This is a genomic window from Curvibacter soli, from assembly GCF_029211125.1.
Taxonomy (GTDB): domain Bacteria; phylum Pseudomonadota; class Gammaproteobacteria; order Burkholderiales; family Burkholderiaceae_C; genus Curvibacter_A; species Curvibacter_A soli.
Genome location: NZ_JARGEN010000017.1, coordinates 34542 through 60337 on the forward strand (window position 1 = coordinate 34542; position 25796 = coordinate 60337).

General features: G+C 68.2%; 20 protein-coding genes and 1 riboswitch. Of the genes, 9 read left to right on the plus strand and 11 right to left on the minus strand.

Features of this window, described 5'->3' with window-relative positions; all coding sequences use genetic code 11:
* Nucleotides 1–83: 83 nt before the first annotated feature.
* Together dnaG and rpoD are read left to right on the plus strand one after the other, a co-directional pair.
* Nucleotides 84–1949 carry a DNA primase gene (gene dnaG / locus PY257_RS03720; protein ID WP_275738873.1) on the plus strand — a complete coding sequence of 622 codons (1866 nt, stop codon included), beginning with the start codon at nt 84–86 and terminating at the stop codon, nt 1947–1949.
* Nucleotides 1950–2232: 283 nt separating this feature from the next.
* Nucleotides 2233–4584 (plus strand): RNA polymerase sigma factor RpoD, encoded by a 2352-nt coding sequence (gene rpoD / locus PY257_RS03725; RefSeq protein ID WP_275738875.1) that lies wholly within the window; start codon nt 2233–2235, stop codon nt 4582–4584.
* A gap of 155 nt (nt 4585–4739) precedes the next feature.
* On the opposite strand, the gene PY257_RS03730 is transcribed toward rpoD, so the two are convergent.
* Nucleotides 4740–5030 (minus strand): late competence development ComFB family protein, encoded by a 291-nt coding sequence (locus tag PY257_RS03730; protein WP_275738877.1) that lies wholly within the window; start codon nt 5028–5030, stop codon nt 4740–4742.
* Between the two features lie 151 nt (nt 5031–5181).
* On the opposite strand from PY257_RS03730, the gene PY257_RS03735 reads away from it, so the two are divergent.
* The 3 genes from PY257_RS03735 to PY257_RS03745 all read left to right on the plus strand — a co-directional run bounded on the left by PY257_RS03735 (nt 5182) and on the right by PY257_RS03745 (nt 7530).
* Nucleotides 5182–6576, plus strand: coding sequence for a phospholipase D-like domain-containing protein (locus PY257_RS03735; protein ID WP_275738879.1), 1395 nt, complete (start codon nt 5182–5184; stop codon nt 6574–6576).
* 176 nt (nt 6577–6752) lie between these two features.
* Nucleotides 6753–7067: a winged helix-turn-helix transcriptional regulator gene (locus PY257_RS03740; RefSeq protein WP_275738881.1), complete on the plus strand. Its 315-nt coding sequence runs from the start codon at nt 6753–6755 to the stop codon at nt 7065–7067.
* Nucleotides 7068–7173: 106 nt separating this feature from the next.
* Nucleotides 7174–7530, plus strand: coding sequence for an FKBP-type peptidyl-prolyl cis-trans isomerase (locus PY257_RS03745; RefSeq protein ID WP_275738882.1), 357 nt, complete (start codon nt 7174–7176; stop codon nt 7528–7530).
* A 94-nt stretch (nt 7531–7624) separates the two neighbouring features.
* Here the strand turns inward: PY257_RS03745 and PY257_RS03750 are convergent, their stop codons facing one another.
* From PY257_RS03750 to ppsA, 4 genes are all read right to left on the minus strand, one after another.
* On the minus strand, nt 7625–8068 hold the full coding sequence (locus PY257_RS03750) for a hypothetical protein (protein WP_275739139.1): 444 nt from the start codon (nt 8066–8068) through the stop codon (nt 7625–7627).
* Between the two features lie 248 nt (nt 8069–8316).
* Nucleotides 8317–10398, minus strand: coding sequence for a VC_2705 family sodium/solute symporter (locus tag PY257_RS03755; protein WP_275738884.1), 2082 nt, complete (start codon nt 10396–10398; stop codon nt 8317–8319).
* Nucleotides 10391–10669 carry a DUF4212 domain-containing protein gene (locus tag PY257_RS03760; RefSeq protein WP_275738886.1) on the minus strand — a complete coding sequence of 93 codons (279 nt, stop codon included), beginning with the start codon at nt 10667–10669 and terminating at the stop codon, nt 10391–10393. The genes PY257_RS03755 and PY257_RS03760 overlap by 8 nt, the downstream gene beginning before the upstream one ends.
* A 70-nt stretch (nt 10670–10739) precedes the next feature.
* Nucleotides 10740–13133, minus strand: coding sequence for a phosphoenolpyruvate synthase (ppsA, locus tag PY257_RS03765; RefSeq protein ID WP_275738888.1), 2394 nt, complete (start codon nt 13131–13133; stop codon nt 10740–10742).
* 287 nt (nt 13134–13420) lie between these two features.
* On the opposite strand from ppsA, the gene ppsR reads away from it, so the two are divergent.
* Nucleotides 13421–14242 carry a posphoenolpyruvate synthetase regulatory kinase/phosphorylase PpsR gene (gene ppsR / locus PY257_RS03770; RefSeq protein ID WP_275738890.1) on the plus strand — a complete coding sequence of 274 codons (822 nt, stop codon included), beginning with the start codon at nt 13421–13423 and terminating at the stop codon, nt 14240–14242.
* 100 nt (nt 14243–14342) lie between these two features.
* Here the strand turns inward: ppsR and ahpF are convergent, their stop codons facing one another.
* The 4 genes from ahpF to PY257_RS03790 all read right to left on the minus strand — a co-directional run bounded on the left by ahpF (nt 14343) and on the right by PY257_RS03790 (nt 19456).
* On the minus strand, nt 14343–15902 hold the full coding sequence (gene ahpF, locus PY257_RS03775; protein ID WP_275738892.1) for an alkyl hydroperoxide reductase subunit F: 1560 nt from the start codon (nt 15900–15902) through the stop codon (nt 14343–14345).
* Between the two features lie 95 nt (nt 15903–15997).
* Entirely contained in the window at nt 15998–16573 is a 576-nt protein-coding gene (gene ahpC / locus PY257_RS03780; RefSeq protein WP_275738894.1) for an alkyl hydroperoxide reductase subunit C, read from the minus strand.
* 291 nt (nt 16574–16864) lie between these two features.
* Nucleotides 16865–17701: a PPK2 family polyphosphate kinase gene (locus PY257_RS03785; protein WP_275738896.1), complete on the minus strand. Its 837-nt coding sequence runs from the start codon at nt 17699–17701 to the stop codon at nt 16865–16867.
* A 24-nt stretch (nt 17702–17725) separates the two neighbouring features.
* Nucleotides 17726–19456: a thiamine pyrophosphate-binding protein gene (locus PY257_RS03790; protein ID WP_275738898.1), complete on the minus strand. Its 1731-nt coding sequence runs from the start codon at nt 19454–19456 to the stop codon at nt 17726–17728.
* 140 nt (nt 19457–19596) lie between these two features.
* Between PY257_RS03790 and PY257_RS03795 the strand changes: the two genes are divergently transcribed.
* From PY257_RS03795 to PY257_RS03805, 3 genes are all read left to right on the plus strand, one after another.
* Nucleotides 19597–20268 carry a nitroreductase gene (locus PY257_RS03795; RefSeq protein WP_275738900.1) on the plus strand — a complete coding sequence of 224 codons (672 nt, stop codon included), beginning with the start codon at nt 19597–19599 and terminating at the stop codon, nt 20266–20268.
* Nucleotides 20269–20427: 159 nt separating this feature from the next.
* Nucleotides 20428–20592: riboswitch (FMN riboswitch) on the plus strand.
* Between the two features lie 72 nt (nt 20593–20664).
* Nucleotides 20665–21189 (plus strand): 6,7-dimethyl-8-ribityllumazine synthase, encoded by a 525-nt coding sequence (locus PY257_RS03800; protein ID WP_275738902.1) that lies wholly within the window; start codon nt 20665–20667, stop codon nt 21187–21189.
* Between the two features lie 339 nt (nt 21190–21528).
* Nucleotides 21529–23022: a DASS family sodium-coupled anion symporter gene (locus PY257_RS03805; RefSeq protein ID WP_275738904.1), complete on the plus strand. Its 1494-nt coding sequence runs from the start codon at nt 21529–21531 to the stop codon at nt 23020–23022.
* A 113-nt stretch (nt 23023–23135) separates the two neighbouring features.
* On the opposite strand, the gene PY257_RS03810 is transcribed toward PY257_RS03805, so the two are convergent.
* The gene (locus tag PY257_RS03810; RefSeq protein WP_275738906.1) at nt 23136–24389 is read right to left on the minus strand and encodes an MFS transporter; all 1254 of its coding nucleotides are present in this window, start codon (nt 24387–24389) and stop codon (nt 23136–23138) included.
* 299 nt (nt 24390–24688) lie between these two features.
* Nucleotides 24689–25756 carry an AbrB family transcriptional regulator gene (locus PY257_RS03815; protein WP_275738908.1) on the minus strand — a complete coding sequence of 356 codons (1068 nt, stop codon included), beginning with the start codon at nt 25754–25756 and terminating at the stop codon, nt 24689–24691.
* Nucleotides 25757–25796: the final 40 nt, after the last annotated feature.

The following is a 25796-nucleotide window of genomic DNA, read 5'->3' on the forward strand; positions in this document are numbered from 1 at the left end:
CATTTGATATTGAAAGTTCCTGAAACAAAGCGGTAGCAGCTATCAATAGAAGAGCGCTCCGGCATGGTCGGACAATAGCAGGCGTGTCCATTCCCCAATCTTTCATCCAGGAGCTTCTCGCGCGCACCGACGTGGTGGAGGTGGTGGGCCGCTACGTGCAGATCAAGAAGAGCGGGGCCAATTTCTCCGGCCTGTGCCCGTTCCACAGCGAGAAATCGCCGTCCTTCACGGTCAGTCCGTCCAAGCAGTTCTACCATTGCTTCGGCTGCGGGGCCAACGGCAACGCCATCGGCTTTCTGATGGAGCACGCGGGCCTGGGCTTCGTCGAGGCGGTGAAGGACCTGGCCCAGCAGGCTGGCCTGCAGGTGCCCGAGGACGACCTGCCGCCCGAGGAGCGCGAGCGCGCCGCCCGCCAGCGCCAGCAGCAGGCCACGCTCACCGATGTGCTGGAGAAGGCCGCCGCCGCCTACCGCAGGCAATTGCGCCTGTCCGACAAGGCCAAGGACTACCTCAAGGGCCGCGGCCTGACGGGCGAGATCGCCCGCGCCTTCGGCCTGGGCTACGCGCCCGAGGGCTGGCGCCACCTCGCCAGCGTATTCCCCGACTACGACGACCCGCTGCTGGCCGAGAGCGGCCTGGTCATCGTGCACGACGACGACGGCAAGCGCTACGACCGCTTCCGCGACCGCGTGATGTTCCCGATCCGCAGCGTCAAGGGCGAATGCATCGGCTTCGGCGGGCGGGTGTTCGGCGACGAGAAGCCCAAGTACCTCAACTCGCCCGAAACCCCGGTGTTCAGCAAGGGCCGGGAGCTGTACGGCCTGTTCGAGGCCCGCACGGCGCTGCGCGAGCACGGCTACGCGCTCGTCACCGAGGGCTACATGGACGTGGTGGCGCTGGCGCAGCTCGGCTTCGCCAACGCCGTCGCCACGCTGGGCACCGCCTGCACGCCCGAGCACGTGCAGAAGCTGTTTCGCTTCACCAGCGCAATAGTCTTCAGCTTCGACGGCGACGGCGCGGGCCGGCGCGCGGCGCGCAAGGCGCTCGACAGCGCGCTGCCCTTTGCATCCGATACGCGGTCGGTGAAGTTCCTGTTCCTGCCGCCCGAACACGACCCCGACAGCTTCATCCGCGCCCACGGGCCCGAGTCCTTCGCGCGCTTCGTGGGCGACGCGGTGCCGCTGTCGCGCTTCCTGCTCGACGCCGCCGCCGAGGATTGCGACCTGGGCACCGCCGAAGGCCGCGCCCACATGGCCAGCAACGCCCGTCCGCTGTGGACCGCCCTGCCCGAAGGGGCGCTGGCGCGCCAACTGCTGGCCGACATCGCCGCGCAGGCCCAGTTGGGCGTGCATGAATTGAGCGAACTCTGGGGCCTGGCGCCCGCACATGCGCCGCAGAAGCGCCTGGACTATCAAAACAATAGCTACCAGCGCAGCAGCGACAAGCGCTACGGGCACTTTTCATCGGATTACGCGGCGCCCGCGCGGCGCGGCGCGCGCACCCCGCCCGTGAGCCGGGCCGACCACGCGGCGCGGCTGCTGCTGTCGCACATGGATTTCATGGAAGAGCTGTCGCAGGAAGACCACGCCCTGCTCTGCGCGCTGGAGGGCCCGCACGGGCTGCTCTTCGTATGGCTGGAGCGCTGGTTCCACGAACACGGCGTGCAGTCGTGGGCCGTGCTGCGCGAGGCCCTGCGCGAGCAGCCCGACTGCGAAACGCTGGCGCTGCGGCTCATGACCGGCGCGCACGCCCAGACCGAGGGCGACCTGCGCGACCTGCGCGCCGAGCTGCGCGACCTGCTCGACCGCATGCTCGTGGAGCAGCTCAAGGCGCAGGAAACCGAGGCCATCGCCGCCGCCCGCACCGACCCCGCCGCGCTGGAGCGCTACCGCGCGCTGCAGCAGCGCCGGCTGGCGCTAGAGGCCGCTGGCACACGGCTTGCATCTTGATTTCGCGCGTTTCGGTATAATGTAGGGTTTTGCCAGGCAAGAGCGACAGCAGCACCTCCGGGCCAGGCCGCGCGCGGCACGCACCGCGCGCCAGGAACGAAGACGTACCCGGGCCACTCTCCACCGCAAGGACTGCACACCAAATGTTCGCCCAGACATCTTGCCGGGCCGAGGATTCCTCCTCGCCCAAGGCGAAGGCTCGTCCTCGCCGTTTCGTCTCCCGCGCCGGGGTCGTGGCGCTTGTTTTTCTTTGTGTTCGTCTTTGAAGTCCCGAGGTTGTCCCATGCCCGCTCAAAAGTCCGCGAAGGCCGTCAAGTCCACTGTCAAACCCGCCGCGAAAGCCGTGTCGAAAACCGCCGCCAAGCCCGCGAAGGCTGCTCCCGCCAAAGCATCCAAGGCCGTCAGGCCCGCAGCGAAGGCCGCAACGAAAGCCCCTACAGTGCCCGCATCGAAGTCCACCGCCAAGACTGAAACCGCCTCCGAAAAACTGAAGAAGAAGCCCGCCAAGGCCGCCGCTGCCGCAGACGATCTGAAGAAAAAGCTCGGCCGTCCGTCCAGGGCTGCGGCAGAGAAAGCCGCCAGCGCCAAGCGCGACCGCAAGCCCAAGGCCGGCGAAGCCGGCAGCGACGACACCGACCTGTCCGACATCGAATCCGACCTGGAGGGCGAGGTGGAGGCCGTGGCGCCCGAAGTCGCGGTGGCGGTCGAGAAGGCCAAGCCGCTGCGCATGAAGATCAGCAAGGCGAAGGAGCGCGCCTTGATGAAGGAATTCGGCCTCGACGAGACCGTCCTGTCCGAGGAAGACCTGGCCAAGCGCCGCTCGCGCCTGAAAACCCTGATCACGCTGGGCAAGACGCGCGGCTACCTGACGCAGGTGGAAATCTCCGACCACTTGCCCGACAAGCTGGTCGATGCCGAGACGCTGGAAGTCGTGGTCGCCATGCTGGGCGACATGGGCGTGGCGGTGTACGAGCAGACCCCCGACGCCGAGACGCTGTTCCAGAACAACGTGACGCCGACCGCCGCCACGGTGGAAGAAGCCGAGGAAGAAGCCGAGGCCGCGCTTTCCACCGTCGACAGCGAATTCGGCCGCACCACCGACCCGGTGCGCATGTACATGCGCGAGATGGGCACGGTGGAGCTGCTGACGCGCGAGGGCGAGATCGAGATCGCCAAGCGCATCGAGGGCGGCCTGCAGGACATGATGGAGGCCATCAGCGCCTCGCCCGCCACCATCGCCGTGATCCTGGCCATGGGCGAGGAAATCCGCGAGGGCAAGGTCGTCATCTCCACCGTGGTGGACGGCTTCGTCAACTCCGACGAGGCCGACGACTACGTGGCCGAGGAAGACTTCGACGAATTCGACGAGGCGGACGACGACGACGGCAACGGCGGCTCCAAGGCGCTGACCAAGAAGCTCGAGGAGCTGAAGAAGGAAGCCCTCTCGCGCTTCGACACGCTGCGCGAGATGTTCGAGAAGGTGCACAAGGTCTACGACAAGGAAGGCTACGGCACGCCGGCCTACATGAAGGCCCAGCACGCGCTGTCGGCCCAGTTGATGACCATCCGCTTCACGGCCAAGACCATCGAGAAGCTGTGCGACCTGGTGCGCGCGCAGGTGGACGAAGTGCGCAAGAACGAGCGCGAGCTGCGCCGCATCATCGTGGACAAGTGCGGCATGCCGCAGGAAACCTTCATCAAGGAATTCCCGCCCAACCTGCTCAACCTCAAGTGGGTCGAGAAGCAGGCCGCCGCCGGCAAGCCCTGGAGCACCGTCATCGCGCGCAACATCCCGCCGATCCAGGAGCTGCAGCAGAGGCTGACCGACCTGCAGTCGCGCGTGGTGGTGCCGCTGCCCGAGCTGAAGGAAATCAACAAGCGCATGAACGACGGCGAGCGCGCCAGCCGCGACGCCAAGAAGGAGATGATCGAGGCCAACCTGCGCCTGGTGATCTCGATTGCCAAGAAATACACCAACCGCGGCCTGCAGTTCCTCGACCTGATTCAAGAGGGCAACATCGGCCTCATGAAGGCGGTGGACAAGTTCGAATACCGCCGCGGCTACAAGTTCTCGACCTACGCCACCTGGTGGATCCGCCAGGCCATCACGCGCTCGATTGCCGACCAGGCGCGCACCATCCGCATCCCGGTGCACATGATCGAGACCATCAACAAGATGAACCGCATCAGCCGCCAGCATTTGCAAGAGTTCGGCTTCGAGCCCGATGCGTCGATCCTGGCCGCGAAGATGGAGATTGCCGAGGACAAGATCCGCAAGATCATGAAGATCGCCAAGGAGCCAATCTCGATGGAAACGCCGATCGGCGACGACGACGACAGCCACCTGGGCGACTTCATCGAGGACAGTTCCAACACCGCGCCGGTGGAGGCCGCCATGCAGGCCGGCCTGCGCGACGTGGTCAAGGACATCCTCGACGGCCTGACCCCGCGCGAGGCCAAGGTGCTGCGCATGCGCTTCGGCATCGAGATGAGCACCGACCACACACTGGAAGAAGTGGGCAAGCAGTTCGACGTGACGCGCGAGCGCATCCGCCAGATCGAGGCCAAGGCGCTGCGCAAGTTGAAGCACCCGAGCCGCAGCGACAAGCTGCGCAGCTTCATCGATTCGCTGTAGACCTGCGCAACTGCACGCTCGCCGCGCAGCGCCCGGTACATTGCGTGCCGGGCTTTTTTGTGTGCCGGGCTTTTTGTGTGCTGTGGATGTTTTTGGCCGCCAGCGCCCAATCCGCCTGCGCTGGCAGCTATCAAAAAAGGAGCTGCCGCGCGATGCTATGACACGGGCACCAGCCGCGGCGCGCGCTGGTTCACCTGCGCGAAGCCGGCGGTCACCGCCTCGTCCACCGCCGCGGTGGTGTCGCGGCGCTCCTCGTCAGTCAGGTAGAACATCAGGTCCGCGTCGTGCCGCACATAGCGCGCGGGCAGGCGGTTCAGCGCCATGCAGGCCACATCGGCCAGCAGGGCATCGGTGAAGTGCGGGTACTGCGCCGCTCGGCGCGCCACCTCTTCGAGCACCAGGCGTTCGTAGTGGTTGTGGATCTGCTCGAAATCCCTGCTGCTCATGGTTTTCTCCTTGCCGTGCAACGCGGCTGCGCACAGCCTACCAGCAGCGACCCGCGCGCGGCAAGCGCGATACATTCGAGGGCCATGCGGATATTCCCCCAGCCTTCCCGCCCGCCTGCGCCACGCGGCGCCCGGCTGCCGTAGCGCCGCCATGCTGCACGCCCTCCTGGCCTGGACGCCGTCCGTCACGCAGCACCTGCTGTTCAGTGCCATCGCGGTACTGGTCTACGTGCTGACCACGCGCGCGCGGCGCGAGCAGCGTGCGCCCGCCACCGCCATCGCCTGGGTCATGGGCCTGGCGCTCGTGCCCTACCTCGTGCTGCCGATGTACCTGGCGTTCGGCCAGCGCAAGCTGCGGCCGCGCCGCGCCGGGCCTGTGCCGCCGCCACCGGCACCTGCCGCGCGGCACTGGGCCTGCGCGCTCATCGAGAGCTTCGGCCTGGCCCCGGCGGGACTGTGCAGCGACATGCACTTCCACGCCGACGGCGCGCAGGCGGCGCAGGCGCTGTGGGACACGATTGCCCGCGCCCGCGAACGCATCGACGTGTGCACCTTCATCATCGGCCGTGACGCCTTCGGCCGCGCGGTGGTGGAGCGGCTGGCCGAGCGCGCCCGCGCGGGCGTGCAGGTGCGCGTGCTGCTCGACGGCTTCGGCGCGCTGCTGGTGCCGCGCGGCCATTTCGACACGCTGCGCGCCTCGGGCGGCAGCGTGACGGTGTTTCGCCCACTTTTCACGCTGCGGCCCACGGGCCCGCGCAACCTGCGCAACCACCGCAAGTTCGTCATCGCCGACAGCGTCTGGCTCTGGTGCGGCGGGCGCAACCTGGCGTCGCAATACTTCCTCGGCAAGCCAGGCCAGGCGCCATGGCTGGACCTGTCGTTCGACCTGCGCGGCCCGGTGGCCACGGCGGCGGCGTACCAGTTCGAGCTGGACTGGTGCGACACGCGCCGCATCCCGCCATGCCCCGCGCCCGTGCCTGCCAGCGCCGCCGCGCCCCGCACGCCGCCCGACACGCTGGCGCAACTGCTGCCCAGCGGGCCCGACCAGGTGGAGGACACGGCCCATGCGCTGCTCATCGACGCGTGCTTCCGCGCGCGGCAGCGCATCGTCGTGGCCACGCCGTACTTCATCCCCAGCAATCCTCTGCGCGATGCGCTGCGGCTGGCGGCGCGGCGCGGCGTGGAGATCACCGTCGTCATGCCGCAGCGCTCCAACCACCGCCTGGCCGACTTCGTGCGCACGCGCGCCATGCGCGACCTGGCCGCGCACGGCGTGCGCTTCGTGCTGCTGCCGACGATGTGCCACGCCAAGGCCGTGGTGGTGGACGCGCAGATGGCGCTGTGCGGCTCCATCAACCTGGACCTGCGCAGCCTGCTCATCAACCACGAGGCGTCGGTGGTGTTCTACAGTGCGCGCGAAATCGAGTGGCTGGCCCGCTGGACGCTAGACGCCGCCCATGCCGGCCAGCCCTACGAGGCCCACCCGCCGGGCCTGCTGCGCGACGTGGCCGAGGGCCTGCTGCTCACGGTGGCGTTCCAGTTGTGATGCAAGACTGCCACATTACTGACGCAATAGGCGCTCAGGCCCTGTCCTACCTGCGCACGAAGCTATTAAACTCGTAGCAATTCGATTTCTGCGCTATAGTCCGCCGCCTGAGCCACCGGCCCGCAATGCACGGGCCCCGGGTGCGCATATTCCAACGTGCCGAGGAGAACCGCCGCATGAGCTTCAAGGAAAACGCCGCCGTCAACCAGCTCTTCGAACTGCTGGAAAGCCGCTACGCCCTGCGCGTGCTGTGGGCGCTGCGCGACCGGCACCCGCAGACCTTCCGCCTGCTCCAGGACAGCGTGGGCGGCATCACCCCCAATACCCTGAACACCCGCATCAAGGAACTCCGCGAAGCCGGCCTTGTAGACCACGCGAGCGAAGGCTACGGCATCACCGAGCAGGGCGCCGACCTGGTCAAGCGCCTGTCGGACGTGCAGGCTTTCGCTGCCCGGTGGGCCACCGGGCAGGCGCGCAAGAAGGACAAGTAGCCCCCGGGCACCCCTCCGCTTTCTTGCGGAGCAAAACGGCTGCCAGCGCAGGTAAAACAAGCGCTTGCAGCTATTTTTTCGATAGCATCACAAGGACACGGCGACCATGGCGCTCACCACCACCTCCTCGGGCCTGCAGTACGAAGACACCGTTGTCGGCAGCGGCGCGCAGGCGCAGGCCGGGCAGAACGTGCGCGTGCACTACACCGGCTGGCTGCACCACGAGGGCGTGCGCGGCGCGAAGTTCGATTCGAGCCGCGACCGCAACGACCCGTTCGTGTTCGCGCTCGACGCGGGCATGGTCATCCGCGGCTGGGACGAGGGCGTGCAGGGCATGAAGATAGGCGGCAAGCGCACGCTGGTCATCCCCGCCGCGCTGGGCTATGGCGCGCGCGGCGCGGGCGGCGTGATTCCGCCGAACGCCACGCTGGAGTTCGAGGTCGATCTGCTGGGCATCGCGTAAGCGGCCCCGGCAGAAAGCGGACGCCCCCGCCGAATTGCCATCAGAGCGATACCTGCGTTGCTCCACCGGTTCTCGCTTCGACTGCAAATCGGCGTCAGTCCTTGAGCGCACGCTCCAGCGGCGTGTATTTGTCGGCGCCCACCGCATCGCGAATCTTCGGCGCCAGGGCCAGCAGTTCCGCATAGCTGCCCACCGCCTCCACCGCGAGGTTCAGGCGCAAGCCGCGCAGGCCCAGGCCGGCGGTGAGCTGCGTGGCCAGCGGGTAGGCGTCCTGGTAGCGCTGCTGCGGGGTGCGTCCGCTGCCCGGCGCCGGCGCGGCGGCAGGCGCAGCGCCGCCCTGCATCGGCGCCAGCAGACCCTGGTCGATCATGGCCTGCACGTCGGCCTGCGTAATGCCCATGGCCGCCGTGGCCGCCAGCACATCGTCGAGGCTGCGCTTGCCGTCGAACAGGATGAAGGCCGCGCGCTGGCGCGGCGTCATGCTGCCCTGGCGCTCCTTGAACGCCAACTGCCCCGCCTCGGTCTTGATGAATGCCATTGCGCCCTCGCCGCCCGTGGCCGCATGGATTGGGCCGTTGTGCGCCACAAGGTTGGCATGCACATGCGGGGTTTTGAATTGGGGTTATCCTGGAAACGGCAGGTGCATGGCGCTCTCACCCCCACGAGGCGAACGCCATCGAAGCCGTCAACGCTCGATTTCATGCGGCCTGGCAAGGGATAGAAAGCGGTCAACTGCCGTTTCCAGGGTTATCCATGCGGGGCGCCATGCTCCGCCCTTGCGCCATGTCACAAGCCGTCGTCGGGACGCGGCAGCGCTGCCGCGGCGCTGGGCCGGTCTGACCAACTGGCAAGCCACGTGGCCGCCAGGCCCGCGGGAACGCCGAACACGCCGGCGGAAATGGGCTGTATGCCCAGCCACAGCGTGCCCGGCCCCGGCAGGCCCAGCACGCCGCGCACGGCAGGCACATGGGCCAGCATGTAGTACACCGTGACCCCCAGCCCCGCCAGCATGCCGGCCACCGCGCCCCGGCGCGTGGCACCGCGCCAGAAGATGCCCAGCACCATCGCCGGCACGAAGGCCGAGGCGGCGAGCGAGAACGAGGCGGTGACCAGCGGCAGGATTTCCGACGGCTTGAGCGCCGCGACGAAAGCCGCCAGCAGCGCCACGGCCAGCAGCGCGAACTTGGTCAGGATGACGCGCTGCTCGGAGTTCGCCCGGTGCGCATCGGTGCCGCGCAGGTCGCGCACCAGCGCGTTGCTGATGGTCAGCAGCAGTCCGTCGGCGGTGGACAGCGCCGCCGCCAGCCCGCCCGCCGCGACCAGGCCCGAGACCACGTAGGGCAGCCCGCCCAGCTCGGGCGTGGCGAGCATGATGAGGTCGGCGCCCAGCCGCAGCTCGCCGAACTGCAGGATGCCGTCGCCGTTCACGTCCGCCGCCGACAGCAGCGCGCCGTCCACCTTGGCCCACTGCGCCATCCAGGCGGGCAGCGCATCGAAGCGGCTGCCCACCAGGTGCTGCATCACCTCGTACTTCACCAGCGCCGCCAGCGCCGGCGCGCTGAGGTAGAGCAGCGCGATGAAGAACAGCGACCATGCCACCGAGGCCCGCGCACCCGCGACGCTGGTGGCCGTGTAGTAGCGCGTAAGCAGGTGCGGCAGGCCCGCAGTGCCCACCATCAGGCAGAACATGAGCGCGAGGAAGTTGGCGCGCGAGGCGCTGAATGCCTCCTGCTCGGCGGGCGTGCCCTGCGGATCGCCCACGAACGCCTGGCTGTGCCGCGGCAGGCCGCCGAGCGGGCGGGCGCGCTCGTAGTTCTCCTGCATGGCGCGGCTCCACTGCGCGCGCGCGGTGGCCGCGTCGCGCGGCAGGGTCGCCAGCGCCCGGTTGGCGGCCACGATCTGCGCGATGTCGCCGCTGCCCGTGCGCAGCGTGCGCAGGTGGTCCTGCGCGGCGGCGTGCTCGCGCGCCAGCGCGCCCTCCACGTCTCGCAGACGCTCCTCGTACATGTGCGCGCGGCGCAGGTATTCGGCGATCACGGCCTGCTCGGCGGGGTCGTCGATGAGCTTTTGCTCCAGCGCCGCGATCTTGCCGAGCTGCGCGCCGTAGACCAGCGGCGCCAGCGGACTGCCGAGCTGCTTGTAGGCCAGCCACGAAACGGGGATCAGGAAGGCCAGCAGCAGCATGATGTACTGCGCCACCTGGGTCCAGGTGATGGCGCGCATGCCGCCGAGGAAGGAGCACAGCAGCACGCCGCCCAGCCCCAGCATGATGCCCAACTCGAACTGCACGCCCGTGAGGCGCGAGGCGATCAGCCCCACGCCGTAGATCTGCGCCACCACGTAGGTGAACGAGCAGCCCACCGCCGCCAGCGCCGCGATGACGCGCGGCCAGCGCCCGCCGTAGCGCACGTGGAAGAAGTCGGGGATGGTGTAGAGGTTCATCGCCCGCAGGTACGGTGCGATGAGCAGCGCCACCAGGCAGAAGCCGCCGGTCCAGCCCAGCAGGTAGGCCAGCCCGCCGGGCTGCCCCGGCGCGCCCGAGAATCCCTGCAAGTACAGCGCGCCGGCCATGCTGATGAACGAGGCGGCGCTCATCCAGTCGGCGGCGGCGGCCATGCCGTTGTAGAGCGCGGGGATGCGCCGGCCCGCCACGTAGTATTCCTCGGGGTCGGTGGTGCGGCCCCAGATGCCGATGGCGGCATACGCCATGACCGTCATGAACAGGAAGATCGGTCCGATCCACTGGCGCGACAGGCCCTGGTTTTCCGCCCACGCCATGAAGAGCAGGAAGGCCAGCACGCCCACGGTGTAGCAGGCGACGATGCGGTGCAGCCGGCGCTGGTAGGCGCGCTGGCCGGCATCAGGCATTCCGGGCGGCCTCCGCGCGGCGGCGCTCCATACGGTTGGCAACGCCGGCATAGACCGCGACGATGGCGATGAACACCAGCACCGCGCCCTGCGCGGCCATCCAGTAGTGGAAGGGCCAGCCGGCTACCAGGAACTGCAGGTCGCGCGCAAAAAAGCACGCACCGAACGAGAACGCCGCCCACAGCGCGAGCAGCACGGCCTTGAGGCGCAGGTGCGCGGGCTCGTGCAGGTCGGTATAGGCGGGCGGCGGAGACGAAGGCGGCGCGGACATGACGCGATCATCGCACCGCGCGCCGACCTTCCCATGAGGGCTTGCCCCGGGGGGCAGGCCGCGGCCTGGCTCAGGAAGCGGCCAGGCGCTGCCAGGTGTCGATCACGCTGTCGGGGTTGAGCGAGATGGAGACGATGCCTTCATTGGCCAGCCACTGGGCGAAGTCCGGATGGTCGCTGGGGCCCTGGCCGCAGATGCCCACGTACTTGCCCTGCGCCTTGCAGGCGGCGATGGCGCGCGACAGCAGGGCCTGCACGGCAGGGTCGCGCTCGTCGAAATCGGCGGCCAGCAGCTCCAGCCCCGAATCGCGGTCCAGCCCCAGCGTGAGTTGGGTCAGGTCGTTGGAACCGATGGAGAAGCCGTCGAAGAATTCGAGGAAGCGCTCGGCAAGGATGGCATTGGAGGGCACCTCGCACATCATGATGACCTTCAGCCCGTTTTCGCCGCGCTTCAGGCCGTGCTGCGCCAGCAGCCCCGTGACGCGCTCGGCCTGCCCCAGCGTGCGCACGAAGGGCACCATGACCTGCACGTTGGTCAGACCCATGTCGTCGCGCACGCGCTTCAGCGCCGCGCATTCCATGGCGAAGGCCTCGCGGAATTCCTCGCTGATGTAGCGCGCCGCGCCACGGAAGCCCAGCATGGGGTTCTCTTCCTCGGGTTCGTAGCGGCTGCCGCCGATGAGCTTGCGGTATTCGTTGCTCTTGAAGTCCGACAGCCGCACGATGACCGGCTTTGGCCAGAACGCCGCGGCGATGGTGGCTACGCCCTCGGCCACCTTGTCCACGTAGAACGCGCGGGGGCTGGCATGGCCGCGCGCCACGGATTCGACGGCCTTCTTCAGGTCGGCATCGACGTTCGGGTAGTCGAGGATGGCCTTGGGATGCACGCCGATGTTGTTGTTGATGATGAACTCCAGCCGCGCCAGGCCCACGCCGTCGTTGGGCAACTGGGCGAAGTCGAAGGCGAGCTGCGGGTTGCCCACGTTCATCATGATCTTGGTCTTGATGGGCGGCATCTCGCCGCGCTGGACCTCGGTGATCTCGGTTTCCAGAAGACCGTCGTAGATTCGGCCCGTATCGCCTTCGGCGCAGCTCACGGTGACCAGCGTGCCGTCCTTGAGCTTTCCGGTGGCGTCACCGCAGCCCACCACCGCGGGAATGCCGAGCTCGCGCGCGATGATGGCCGCGTGGCAGGTGCGCCCGCCGCGGTTGGTGACGATTGCCGAGGCGCGCTTCATCACCGGCTCCCAGTTCGGGTCGGTCATGTCGGTCACCAGCACGTCGCCGGGCTGCACCTTGTCCATCTCGCGGATGTCGTGCACCAGGCGCACGGGACCGGTGCCGATCTTCTGGCCGATGGCGCGGCCCTCGGCCAGCACGGTGCTGGTGCCCTTGAGCTTGAAGCGCTGTTCGGCCTTGCCGGCGGCCTGGCTCTTCACCGTCTCGGGGCGGGCCTGCAGGATGTAGAGCTGGCCGTCGGTGCCGTCCTTGCCCCATTCGATGTCCATCGGGCGTCCATAGTGCTGCTCGATGACGAGCGCGTATTGCGCGAGCTGTTGCACCTCGGCGTCGGTGAGCGAATAGCGGTTGCGCTGCTCCGTGGGCACGTCGACGGTCTTCACCAGCTTGCCGCTGGCGGCCTTCTCCTCGGCGCTGGCGAACACCATCTGGATCAGCTTGGAGCCCAGGTTGCGCCGGATGACGGACTGCCTGCCCTCGGCCAGCATGGGCTTGTGCACATAGAACTCATCGGGGTTCACCGCGCCCTGCACCACGGTCTCGCCCAGACCGTAGCTGCTGGTGATGAACACGACCTGGTCGAAGCCGGACTCGGTGTCGATGGTGAACATCACGCCCGCGGCGCCAAGGTCGGAGCGCACCATGCGCTGCACGCCCGCAGAGAGCGCCACCACGTCGTGCGCGAAGCCCTTGTGCACGCGGTAGCTGATGGCGCGGTCGTTGTAGAGGCTGGCAAACACCTCCTTCATCTTGTGCAGCACGTCCTGGATGCCGACCACGTTGAGGAAGGTTTCCTGCTGGCCGGCGAACGAGGCGTCGGGCAGGTCTTCCGCCGTGGCGGAGGAGCGCACGGCGAAACTGGCCTGGCTGTTGCCCGCACTGAGCGCGGCGAAGGCATCGTGGATGGCCTTTTCCAGGTCGGACGGAAAGGGCTGGGCTTCAACCCAGGCACGGATTTCGGCGCCGGCGGTGGCAAGCGCACGCACGTCTTCGGTATCCAGCGCGGCCAAGCGCCGGCTGATGCGGTCGGCCAGACCCTCATGGGCCAGGAACTGGCGGAACGCGTGCGCCGTGGTGGCGAAGCCCGTGGGTACCCGCACGCCCTGGGGCAACTGCGAAATCATCTCGCCGAGGCTGGCGTTCTTGCCGCCGACCGCCTCGACATCGGTCATCCTCAGGTTTTCAAACGGAACGACCAGGGCGGTCGGGCTGAAAAGTGCAGACATGGGAAAGCTCCAGAAGTTGAAACCGGGTCTGCGCGCAGCCTCGTCAAAGGGAGACCAGCCGCTGCCATGCACGCCACGGAGCTGACGCTTTGTTGTTGCTCTACGGGAAAGCCGCGTTGGTGCATGGTGGGAATTTGGATCACGACTTACGCAAAACGGGTTCAGGACAACATGTCCGCCCTTGGGCGCAACGGCTGGCACATGCCTGTCCGCGTGAGTCCTACGGATAATGGACGCCATTTTAGGCGCCCCGCCCGGAGCGCCCGCAACCGCCGGCAAATCACCCCATGCATACCCGCACCATATTCCTCATCTCCGACGGCACCGGCATCACCGCCGAAACCTTCGGGCAGGCCATCATGGCGCAGTTCGACGTCAAGGCCCGCTACGTGCGCCTGCCCTTCATCGACACGCCCGACAAGGCGTTCCAGGCAGTGCGGCAAATCAACCACACGGGCGATGTGGAAGGGCGCAAGCCCTTCGTCTTCTCCACACTGGTGGACCCGGGCGTGCTCAAGGTGCTGGAGGACGGCTGCCGCGGCCTGCTGATGGACATGTTCGGCACCTTCCTGCGCCCGTTGGAGCAGGAGCTGGGCCTGAAGTCGCTGCACCGCGTGGGCCGCTTCGCCGACATCAGCAAGAGCCAGGCGTACACCGACCGCATCGAGGCCATCAACTTCAGCCTGGCGCACGACGACGGGCAGAGCAACCGCGACCTCGAAGGCGCCGACGTGATCCTCGTGGGCGTATCGCGCAGCGGCAAGACGCCCACTTCGCTCTACCTCGCCATGCAGTACGGCCTGAAGTGCGCCAACTACCCGCTGATCCCGGAGGACTTCGAGCGCAAGCAATTGCCGCCCGCGCTGGTGCCGTTCCGCAAGAAGATCTTCGGCCTGACGATCGCGCCCGAGCGTCTGAGCGAAATCCGCAACGAGCGACGGCCCAACTCGAAGTACGCGAGCCTGGACAACTGCCGCATGGAAGTGGCCGAGGCCGAGTCGATGATGCGCCGCTCGGGCATCCGCTGGCTGTCCACCACCACCAAGAGCATCGAGGAAATCGCCACCACCATCTTGCAGGAAGTGCGGCCCGAGCGGTTGGCATACTGATGATCCTGGAAACGGCAGGTGCATAGCGCTCTCACCCATGGGGTGAACGCCGCCAGCATGCCTGGGCGGCGGGTGTACTGAGGCAGGGTATGTTTCCAGCTCAATTCGTAGGCGCCGTGCTGCGGATCAGATGGTCGAAGGCGGAGAGCGCGGCCTTGGCGCCCTCGCCCGCGGCGATGATGATCTGCTTGTACGGCACCGTGGTGCAGTCGCCGGCGGCGAACACGCCGGGCACCGAGGTCTGGCCCCGGGCGTCGACAATGATCTCGCCGAAGCGCGACAGCTCCACCGTGCCCTTGAGCCAGTCGGTGTTGGGCAGCAGGCCGATCTGCACGAACACGCCTTCGAGGCCGAGCTGCTTCGCTTGGCCCGACACGCGGTCCTTGTAGGTCAGGCCATTGACCTTCTGGCCGTCGCCCAGCACCTCGGTGGTCTGCGCGTTGACGACGATGTCCACGTTGGACAGGCTCCTGAGCTTGCGCTGCAGCACGGCGTCGGCCTTCAGCTCGCCCGCGAATTCGAGCAGAGTTACATGCGCGACCACGCCGGCCAGGTCGATGGCCGCTTCCACACCCGAGTTGCCGCCGCCCACCACGGCCACCTTCTTGCCCTTGAACAGCGGGCCGTCGCAGTGCGGGCAGTAGGTCACGCCCTTGGTGCGGTATTCCTGCTCGCCGGGCACGTTCATGTCGCGCCAGCGCGCGCCGGTGGCGATGATGACGGTCCTGGACTTCAGGCTGGCCCCGTTCTCGAACTGCACTTCCACCAGTTCGCCAGGCACCAGCGCGCGGGCACGCTGCAGGTTCATGATGTCCACGTCGTAGGCGCGCACGTGCTGCTCCAGCGCAGCCGCGAACTGTGGGCCTTCGGTCTTGAGCACCGAGACGTAGTTCTCGATGTCGAGCGTATCGAGCACCTGGCCGCCGAAGCGCTCGGCGGCCACGCCGGTGCGGATGCCCTTGCGCGCGGCATAGACGGCGGCCGCCGCGCCCGAGGGGCCGCCGCCGACGATCAGCACGTCGAACGGCGCCTTGGCGGCGAGCTTGGCGGCGTCGCGCGCACCGGCGTTCTTGTCGATCCTGGCGACGATCTCGCCGAGTTCCATGCGGCCCTGGCCGAAGCGTTCGCCGTTGAGGAACACCGTGGGCACGCCCATGATCTCCCGGCGCTCGATCTCGTCCTGGAAGATGGCGCCGTCGATGGCCGTGTGGCGGATGCGCGGGTTCAGCACGCTCATGAGATTGAGCGCCTGCACCACGTCCGGGCAGTTGTGGCAGGAGAGCGAGTAGTAGGTCTCGAACTCGTAGTCGCCGTCGAGGCTCTTCACCTGCTCCAGCAGGTCCGCTGCTTCCTTGGAGGGATGGCCGCCCACTTGCAGCAGCGCGAGCACGAGCGAGGTGAATTCGTGGCCCAGCGGCACGCCGGCAAAGCGCACGCCCGTATCCGCGCCGGGGGTGGTGAGGAGGAAGGACGGCTTGCGCACCGGCGCGTCGTTCTTCTCCACCACGGTGATCTTGTCGGAGAGCGCGCCGATCTCGTGCAGCAGCTCGCGCAGTTCGCCGGACGCCTTGCTCTCGTCGAGCGTGGCGACCAGCTCGATCGGGCGGGTGACGCGCTCCAGGTAGGCCTTCAGTTGGGATTGGAGGTTGGTGTCCAGCATGGCTTTCATTCCTATTGACTCGTTGATTTCGATAGTTATGCACTAACAGTGGAAAAAAAAGCCTGGGCGCGCCCAGGCTTTTCCCACGCTGACTTTTAGATCTTGCCCACGAGGTCGAGCGAAGGCGTCAGGGTCTTGGCGCCTTCCTTCCACTTGGCCGGGCAGACCTGGCCGGGGTTGGCGGCCGTGTACTGCGCCGCCTTGAGCTTGCGCAGGGTTTCCGACACGTCGCGGGCGATTTCGTTGGAGTGAACCTCGGCCGTCTTGATCACGCCGTCGGGGTTGATGACAAAGGTGCCGCGCAGCGCCAGGCCCTCTTCGGGGATCAGCACGTCGAAGGCGGTGGACAGCGCATGGGTCGGGTCGCCGACCAGCGGAAACTTGGCCTTGCCCACGGCGTCGGAGGTCTCGTGCCAGACCTTGTGGGCGAAATGGGTGTCGGTCGAGACGATGTAGACCTCGGTGTTGAGTTTCTGGAATTCGGCGTAGTTGTCGGCCGAGTCCTCGATTTCGGTCGGGCAGTTGAAGGTGAACGCGGCCGGCAGGAAGATGAAGACCGACCACTTGCCCTTGATGGTTTGTTCGGTCACTTCGATGAACTCGCCCTTGCCGTTACGGTTGACGAACGCCTGGGCCTTGAAGGGCTGGACTTGCGTGTTGATGAGCGACATTGCGGTTTCCTTTCAGTTGCTGCTGGAGTTGGGTGGCACCCGAAAAGCGGGCACGGGTGGAAGCATAAGTCCGACCGACCCATCAATCCAATGAATTGATTGCATTGATCCGATTGTTTACATCTATTCATGGCGGATCTGTATGCAAACGCATATCGCCATCACAAGCCAAGCCGCCCGACCACTTGGCGCAGGGGCTTGGCGCGTCCGCCGCGCCACGCATCCCGAGAATGCCCCATCCGGCCACACACAACACCCCCCGAAGGGAGCCCCATGTGCCGTAGGCAGGTCCTAATCGACCTGCACGCCGCGCAGCGCCGGATTGGCCGGCGGCGGGCATAGGTCCAGCCCGGCCAGCGTGTCGCGCACCACGGTGGCGACCATCAGGTTGCGGTGGGTCTTGGAATCCGCCGGCACGATGGTCCAGGGCGCCCAGGCGGTGTGGGTAGCCCCCAGCAGGTCTTCGTAAGCGCGCTGGTATTGCGGCCATTGCTTGCGCACGTCGAGGTCGCCGGGGTTGAACTTCCAGTTCTTGGCCGGGTCGTCGAGCCGTTCCTGCAGGCGTGCGCGCTGCTCGCCGTAGCCGATGTGCAGCATGAACTTGCAGATCACGGTGCCGGTCTCGGCCAGCATGCGTTCGAAATCGTTGATGTGCTCGAAGCGCTGGCGCTGCTGCTCGGGCGTGATCCAGCCGTTCACCACGGGCACCAGCACGTCCTCGTAGTGGCTGCGGTTGAACACCACGATCTCGCCGGCCGCTGGCACGCAGCGGTGGATGCGCCAGAGGTAATCGTGCGCGCGTTCGTCCTCGGTGGGGGCTTTCCAGCCGACAGCGTGCACGCCCAGCGGGCTGGTGCGGTTGAACACGTCGCGGATGGTGCCGTCCTTGCCGGCGGTGTCCAGCCCCTGCAGCACCACCAGCAGTTTGCGTGCGCGATTGGCATACAGCAGATTCTGCAGCGCGTCGATCTGCTGCGCCAGCGAATCGACCTCGATCTTGTCGCGCGTCTTGTCGCCCACCGAATACGGCGTGGCATCGCTGTCGAACTTGTCCAGATCGACGCGGCCCTTGCCGGGCTGCCATGCCGCGAGGCGCTTGCCGTTGGTGGGTTTGCCGTTGTCAGCCATGGTGTTTCCTTTCTTTCCTCCCGGTCAGCGGACACCGATGCGCTGGAGCGCGGCGCTGCGGATGCCCGTGAGCGTGCTGCGCGTGGTGATGACCTCCGGCGACAGCGGTATCTCGATCAGCGTGCCCGTATCGGCGGCCAGCGCGCGCAGCAAGGCGGCCTCGAAGTCTGCCGCGCGCGTGACCTGCTCGGCCTGGTAGCCAAAGGCGCGCGCATAGGCGCAGAAATCGGGGTTGCGCAGCGCGGTGCCGCTGACGCGCGTAGGGTATTGCCGCTCCTGGTGCATGCGGATGGTGCCGTACATGCCGTTGTTGAGCAGCACGATGATGCTCTTGCCTCCGTGCTGCACGGCGGTGGCGAGCTCCTGCGCGTTCATCAGGAAATCGCCGTCGCCCGCGATGGTGAAGGCGGTGCGGCCCGTGGCGATGGAGGCGCCGATGGCCGCCGGCACGCCGTAGCCCATGGCGCCCGAGGTGGGCGCGAGCTGCGTCTTGAAGCCCTTGGACCAGCCATGGTACCGGTAATAGCGGTGCAGCCAGCTCGCGAAATTGCCTGCGCCGTTGGTCAGCACCGCGTCGGCGGGCAGGTGTTTCTGCAGCGTGGCGATGATGGCCGGCATGTCCACCGCGCCGGGCGCGCCCATGTCCAGGCCCGGCAGCGGCTGCGGCGCGATGGCTGCAAGGTAGTCGGCATGCGCGGCGGCTGCCCAGGCGGCCCAGGGCAGCGTCTCGGCCACGCCGGGCGCGGCCAGCGTGGCCAGCGCGGGTGCGGCGGCGTCCATGCTCGCGTTGATGGCCAGGTCGGGGAAGTACACGCGGCCCAGTTCCTCGGCGCCGACGTGGATGTGCACCAGCTTCTGCCGCGTGCGCGGCGCTTCGAGCAGGGTGTAGCCGCTGGTCGTCATCTCGCCCAGGCGCGGGCCGATGGCGATCACCAGGTCGCTGTCGCGGATGCGCTGCGCGAGCTGGGCGCTGGGGGCGATGCCCACGTCGCCCGCGTAGAGCGGGTGGTGGTTGTCGAACGTGTCCTGGAAGCGAAAGGCATTGCCCACCGGCAGCATCCAGTTCTCGGCGAAGCGCTCCAGCGCCTGGGCCGCGCGCGGCGTCCAGCCGCCGCCGCCGGCGATGACGAAAGGACGCTCTGCTTTCAATAGCAGCTCCCGCAGGTCTTGCAAGCGCTGCGGGCCTATTTCAATGGTAACGGGCTGCACGGCGGGCAGCGGTGGCACGTCCACCTCCTGCGCCAGCATGTCCTCGGGCAGCACCAGCACCGCGGGGCCGGGGCGGCCCTGCATGGCGGTGGCGTAGGCGCGGGCGATGTATTCGGGGATGCGGCGCGCGTCGTCGATGCGCTCCACGCGCTTGGCCATGCCCTTGGTCGAGGGGCCGAAGAAGGCGGCGAAGTCCACCTCCTGGAACGCCTCGCGGTCGCGGAAGTCGCTGCCCACGTCGCCCACCAGCAGCACCATGGGCGTCGAATCCTGGAACGCCGTGTGCAGGCCGATGGCGGCATTGGTGGCGCCCGGCCCGCGCGTGACGAAGCACACTCCGGGGCGGCCCGTGAGCTTGCCGTGCGCGTCGGCCATGAAGGCCGCGCCGCCCTCCTGGCGGCAGGTGACGAAGCGGATGCGGTCGGCGTACCGGTGGAAGCCGTCGAGCACGGCCAGGTAGCTTTCGCCCGGCACGCCATAGACATGGGTGGTGCCTTGCGCGGCCAGGCATTCGGCGATCAGGTGCCCTGCGAGTTGACGGGTCATGGTGGAAGGCGATCTCTGGAGTTATGGAGGAGGGGAGGGGGCGGCATAGCGGGGGCGCCGCGGCATGCGCGATTATCGCGAACCGTTTGCCGGCATACTCGGCGTAGCGCCCATTGCCCACGACACAGGAGCAGCACCCTATGGATATCCGTGAAGCCGTCGCCAGCCGTTTGTCCGTCCGCGATTTCCTCCCCGATCCGGTACCCCACGCCACCATCGCGCGCGTGCTGCAGCAGGCCCTGCGCGCGCCCTCGGGCGGCAACCTGCAGCCGTGGCACCTGCAGGTGGTGGGCGGCGCGGCGCTCGTGCGGCTGAAGGCGGCGATGCACGAGGCCACCGCCGAAGGCGCGGCACGCGAAGCGCCCGCCTACGACGTCTATCCGCGCGAACTGGCCTCGCCTTACCGCGAGCGGCGCTTCCAGGTGGGCGAGGACATGTACGCGCGGCTGGGCATCGCGCGCGAGGACAAGCCCGCGCGCCGCGCATGGTTTCGCCGCAACGCGCAGGCGTTCGGCGCGCCGCTGGTGGTGTTCTGCAGCGTGGACCGTCGCATGGGGCCGCCGCAGTGGTCCGACCTGGGCATGCTGCTGCAGACCTTCATGCTGCTGCTGCGCGCCGAGGGGCTGCACAGTTGCGCCCAGGAATACTGGTCCGCCTTCCCCGAAACCGTGGGCAGCTTCCTGGCCCTGCCGCCCGAGCGCATGCTGTTCGCGGGCGTGGCCGTGGGCCATGTCAACATGGAACACCCGGTGAACCGGCTGGTCACGGCGCGCGCAACGCTCGACGAGGTGGCGCAATTCATCTACGAATAAGCCGCACCTGACGCAAACCGGGTTCGGGCGAGACGCCCGGCCCTCGGGCGCAACGGCTGGTGCATCCTTGTTCGCGTCAGTCCATCAGCATCCGCCCGCAGCGCCCGCGGGGCTGCTCCTACAATGCCGATCGCGGCCTGCCCTTGGGCAGGCCGCGCCAAGCGTTCTCAGGGTGAGGGTGCGATTTCCCACCGGCGGTGATGGCGGGCTTTGCGGCCCGCACGAGTCCGCGAGCGCCCGGGCTGCGCACAGGAAGCCGCGGGGTCAGCAGAGCCGGCGTGATTCCGGCGCCGACGGTCACAGTCCGGATGGAAGAGAGCGCGAAGCCCCGGGCCCCGTGCGCGTGCGCCCTGATTGCTGGAAACCTTCCTGTCATCGCAGAGCAGAAGACACACCATGAGTCAGACTGAACTTGTCCCCTCCTCCGTGCTCGCCCACACCCTGGCCCCGGCCCAGGGCGGCCAGCGCATCGCCTTCATCGAGGCCCAGTGGCACGCCGACATCGTGCGGCAGGCGCGCGACGCCTTCCTGGCCGAGATGGACCGCAGCGGCGTGCCCGCCGGGGCCATCGACGTGATCGACGTGCCCGGCGCGTTCGAGATCCCGCTGCACGCCAAACGCCTGGCCGCCTCGGGCCGCTACGCGGCCATCGTGGCCTGCGCGCTGGTGGTGGACGGCGGCATCTACCGCCACGAATTCGTCGCGCAGACCGTGGTGAACGCGCTCATGACGGTGCAGCTCGAAACCGACGTGCCGGTGTTCTCCGCCGTGCTCACGCCGCACCACTTCCACGAACACGTGGAGCACCGCAAGTACTTCCACCGCCACTTCGGCATCAAGGGCTCGGAAGTGGCCGAGGCCTGCGTGCGCACGCTGGAGAGCCTGCACCAACTGGAGACGGTGCTGGCCAAGGAGAGATGAAACACTCCCCCAGGCTTGCCCACTGCGTGTGGCCGCCAACCCCCTCGCCGGGGGCGATACCGGCGGCCCGGCAAAGCCGGTTGCGCGGTATCCCTGGCATTGGGCTGCGCCAGTTTCATGCGCTGCGGGTGGCGCGCGAGCGCCATGGATAACTGAGATGGAACACTCCCCCAGGCTCGCCCACTGCGTGTGGCCGCCAACCCCCTCGCCGGGGGCGATACCGGCGGCCCGGCAAAGCCGGTTGCGCGGTATCCCTGGCATTGGGCTGCGCCAGTTTCATGCGCTGCGCCGAGCGCGTATGCTGGCCGGGCATTCCAATGCCAAGAACGGGAACCCATCATGCCTTCATCCGCTCCCGGTGCCGCGCCCGCGGCGCCCGCGCCACTCAAACTGCCCCTCGGCCTGATCGTCGGCGTGCTGGCCATGGCCGGGGTGCTGATGCTGCCGCTGGCCGATGGCCTGCCCGTGGCGGGCCACCGCATGCTCGCCATCCTGGTGTTCGCCGTGGTGGTGTGGATCACCGAGGCGGTGTCGTACGAGGCCAGCGCGATCATGATCACCTCGCTGATCGCGTTCCTGATCGGCTCCGCGCCCACCATAGCCGACCCGGGCAAGCTCTACGGCAGCTCCAACGCCATCAATCTCGCGCTCACGGGCTTCGCCAACTCGGCGCTGGCGCTGGTGGCGGGCGCGCTGTTCATCGCCGCGGCCATGACCCACACGGGGCTGGACCGGCGCATCGCGCTCGTCACGCTGTCGCGGATCGGCACCAGCACGCGGCGCATCGTCATCGGCGCCATCGCGGTGACCATCGTGCTCAGCCTCATCGTGCCCAGCGCCACCGCGCGCAGCGCCTGCGTGGTGCCGATCATGATGGGCGTGATCGCCGCCTTCGGCGTGGACCGGCGCTCCAACATCGCCGCCGGCATCATGATCGTGGTGGCGCAGGCCACCAGCATCTGGAACGTGGGCATCCAGACCTCCGCGGCGCAGAACCTGCTGACGGTGGGCTTCATGGACAAGATGCTCGGCGCGCGCGTGTCGTGGATCGACTGGCTGATCGCCGGCGCGCCCTGGGCCGTCATCATGTCGGCGGTGCTGTACTTCGTGGTGCTGAAGATCCTGCCGCCCGAGGCCGGCGGCGTGGCCGGCAGCAAGGAGGCGGTGGAGGCGCAACTGCGCGCGCTCGGCCCCATGACCGGCCCGCAGAAGCGGCTGCTGGCCGTCTCATTGCTGCTGCTGGCCGCCTGGGCCACCGAGACCAAGCTGCACAGCTTCGACACCACCACCACCACCTACGCCGGACTGGTGCTGCTGATGCTGCCGCGCATCGGCGTGATGACCTGGAAGGACGTGCAGTCGCGCATCCCCTGGGGCACGGTGATCGTGTTCGGCGTGGGCATCAGCCTGGGCAGCGCGCTCCTGGCCACGCAGGCCGGCCAGTGGCTGGGCAAGCAGGTGGTGGCGCACACCGGCCTGGCCGGCATCGGCACGCTGGGCGTCTTCGCGGTGCTGGCGGCGTTCCTGATCGTCATCCACCTGGGCTTCGCCAGCGCCACGGCATTGACGTCGGCCCTGCTGCCCATCCTGATCTCGGTGCTGCAGACGCTGCCGGGCGACTTCAACCGCCTGGGCATGACCATGCTGCTGGGCTTCGTGGTGAGCTACGGCTTCATCCTGCCGGTCAACGCGCCGCAGAACATGGTGTGCCTGGGCACCGACACCTTCAACGCGCGGCAGTTCGCCAAGGTGGGCATCGCGGTCACCGTCGTGGGCTACCTGCTCATGCTGGCGATGGGCCTGACCTGGTGGCGCTGGCTGGGTTGGATGTAGCGGGGCGCTCCTGTTTATATAGCTGCTTCCGCCCGTATCTCTTTGGTTTCAGGTGCATTTCATATTGAAACTGGCGTATCACCGGCGGTAGCAGCTACTTTTTCAATAGCGCCTCACCCCGCCAGCGGCGTTGCCGTGCGCCGCGCCCGCCGCACGTTGAAGGCGCTGGCGATCAGCAGCCCCTGCACCAGCGCCAGCCCCAGCAGCACGCCCATGTACTGGCCGTGGTCCATCATGCGGCCGAACACCAGCGGTGCCACGGCCTGGCCAATGTCCAGACCCGAATACACCACGCCGTAGACCCGGCCCGTGGCATTCTCGGGCGTGGAGCGCTTCACCAGCAGGTCGCGCGACGGCCCCGCGATGCCCGCGGCGAAGCCCATCACGCCGAACAGCACCGGCACCGCCCGCCCCCCGACCGGCGCCAGCGCCAGCGCCAGCGCAAACACCGCCGCCACGCCCATGCCCATGCCCACGATGCGCTCGCAGCGCGCCGGCTCCGACGCGAGGAAGCCGCCCAGCACCATGCCCGCCGCGCTGGCCACCATGTAGATGGTCACGCAGGCGGCCACCAACTGCAGGTCCACGCCATGCAATTGCGCCGCGGCCTGCGGCGCGAAGGTCTGCACCACGCTGATGATGACGGCGTAGAAAAAGAAGAACACCAGGCACATCCACACCGCCGGGATGCGCAGGAAGGCGAAGCTGCCCTCCGCCGCCGCGTGGCCAGCGTGCGCGCGGGCCGTGGCGGCCGGTGCCGCTGGCAGCGCCAGCAGGCCGTAGTTGGCCACCAGCAGCGCCAGCACCGCAAACGCCACCAGCGCGCCCGCCACCAGCGCCATGCGCCACGAATACGCCAGCGCCAGCGGCACCATCATGGCCGGCGCCAGCGCCCAGCCCAGGCTGCCGGCGATGCCGTGCGTGCTGTACGCGTGGCCCAGGCGCGGCGCACTCACCTTGCGGTTGAGCAGCGTGTAGTCCACCGGGTGGAACACGCCGTTGCCCACGCCCGCCACCACCGCGCAGGCCAGCAGCATCCAGTAGTGCGTGCTGGCCGCCCAGCCCAGCGCCGCCAGCCCGAGCAGCGCGATGCCCCCGAACAGCACGGGGCGCGGGCCCAGCCGGTCCACCACGAAGCCCGAGAACGCCTGCACCGCGCACGAGACCATGAAGAACACCGTAAGTACCAGCCCCAGCTCGGCGTAGCCGACGCCGAACTCCGTCTTGAGGAACGGGAACAGCGGCGCGAGCAGCAGTTGGCTGTAGTGGCTCACGAGGTGCGCGATGCCGACGAGGCCGATCACGCCCGCATCCTGGCGCAGCGGCACGGCGCGCTGGGCGATGGTGGAACTTGCAGTGGTAGTCATGGGTGCCATCGTAGTGGCGCGCGGCGATTGCGGGAATGCGACGGAACGCCATTGATCCTGGAAACGGCAGTTGAACCAACCGAAAAACTGAAGAAACGCAATATCCATGCGGGTTTCCAAAGAATTCAACCTGGAAACAGCAGTTGACCGCTTCGTATCCCTTGCCAGGCCGCATGCAATCGAGCGTTGCCGGCTCCGATGGGGTTCGCCTCGTGGGTGAGGGCGCCATGCACCTGCCAGCACCGCGCTCGGGGGGCCATGCGGCGTTGCTCCTCTTTGCGGGCGGTAGCCCGCCGCGGCTACGAGCGCCGCAGCCGTGCGGCGATGAAACGCGCGATCAGCGGGCCGGTGAGCATCACGAAGACCAGGCGCAGGGTCTGCATGGCGATCACGAAGGGCAGGTCCACCTGGCTCGACGCCGCGATGATCGCCACCGAATCGGCGCCGCCCGGGCTGGTGGCCAGGTAGGCGGTCAGCGGATCGATCCCGGTCCAGGCCACGAGCAGGGCCGCAAACCCGCCGCACAGCGCGATGAGGGCGAAGATCGACGCCAGCACGCGCGGCAATGCGCGGATCGCCACCGCCAGGATGGGGCGCGTGAAGCGCAGGCCGATGCTCCAGCCGACCGCCGCGTAGGCACCCGCCAGCAGCCAGGGCGGCAGCACCAGCGGCTGGCCGGCGGCGCCCTGGAACGCCACGCCCAGCAGCAGCGGCCCCAGCAGGGTGCCGGCGGGCAGGCGCAGTCGCCACCCGGCCCAGGCGCCGCCCCAGGCGATCGCGAGGGTCGCCGCGAGCGCGGCAGGATCGACGGCGGGAAACCAGTCGATGGCCACCATGGGCGCGGCCGCCGTGCCGTGCGCCGACAGGCGCGCCACCACCGAGGCCACGACCGACACGCAGACCACGCGCAGGTACTGCATGCAGGCCACCAGCCGCACGTCGGCGCCGTAGTCCTCGGACATCAGCACCATCGCAGTGGCGGCGCCGGGCGCCGAGCCCCAGATGGCGATGGTGCCCGGCAGCACCTGCCAGCGCGCCAGCAGCCAGCCCAGCCCGTTGGCCACCGTTACCACCGCCAGCACGCCGACCACGAACACCGGCCAGTCGCGCCCGATGGTGGTGAACACGGTCGCGGGGATGCTGCGCGCGAGCAGGCAGCCGACGAGGCCCTGCGCTGCCACGAAGCAGGCATTGGGCAGCCGCAGCGACACGCCCGCCATCATCGCCAGCACGGCGGCCAGCATGGGGCCGAGCATCAGCCCGGCGGGCAGGCCCAGGTGTTCGAGCACAGCGGCCAGCGCGGCGGACAAAGCCACCAGCAGCGCCCAGTGCGTGAGGTTCTTCTTGCGGGAAAGGTCGGGATTCATGCGCGTGGCGGCAGGCGCCGCCGCCGGGCCGGGGAACAAG